The organism is Streptomyces fructofermentans, from assembly GCF_014651055.1.
GTDB lineage: Bacteria > Actinomycetota > Actinomycetes > Streptomycetales > Streptomycetaceae > Streptomyces > Streptomyces fructofermentans.
The window spans coordinates 1-701 of record NZ_BMWD01000083.1 but is presented as its reverse complement, the minus strand read 5'-3'; the positions used below and the strand labels follow the sequence as shown (position 1 = coordinate 701).

Here is a 701-nt window from a genome sequence, read left to right as displayed (position 1 = left end):
CTTGCCGAGGCGCTCGTCGAGCATCTTGCCGGTGAACTTCGGCCACCAGAAGTGGAAGCCGGAGAACATCGCGAAGACCACCGTGCCGAACACCACGTAGTGGAAGTGCGCCACCACGAAGTACGAGTCCGACACATGGAAGTCCATCGGCGGCGACGCCAGGATGACACCCGTCAGACCACCGAACGTGAAGGTGATCAGGAAGCCCGTCGCCCACAGCATCGGCGTCTCGAAGGACAGACTGCCCTTCCACATCGTGCCGATCCAGTTGAAGAACTTCACGCCCGTGGGCACCGCGATCAGGAACGTCATGAACGAGAAGAACGGCAGCAGCACCCCGCCCGTCACGTACATGTGGTGCGCCCACACCGTCACCGACAGACCCGCGATCGCGATCGTCGCGCCGATCAGGCCCATGTAACCGAACATCGGCTTGCGCGAGAAGACCGGGATGACCTCACTGATGATGCCGAAGAACGGCAACGCGATGATGTACACCTCCGGATGCCCGAAGAACCAGAAGAGGTGCTGCCACAGCAACGCCCCTCCGTTCGCCGCGTCGAAGACATGCGCCCCGAACTTGCGATCCGCCTCCAGCGCGAACAGCGCCGCAGCCAGCACCGGGAACGCCAGCAGCACCAGCACCGCCGTCAGCAGCACGTTCCACACGAAGATCGGCATACGGAACATCGTCATGCCCG

The 701-nt window shown here is 62.8% G+C and carries 1 protein-coding gene; it reads right to left on the bottom strand.

Annotated features, from left to right (window positions below):
- The coding region (locus IE265_RS38070; protein ID WP_190040376.1) for a cbb3-type cytochrome c oxidase subunit I at positions 1–701 on the bottom strand (701 nt) is incomplete at both ends.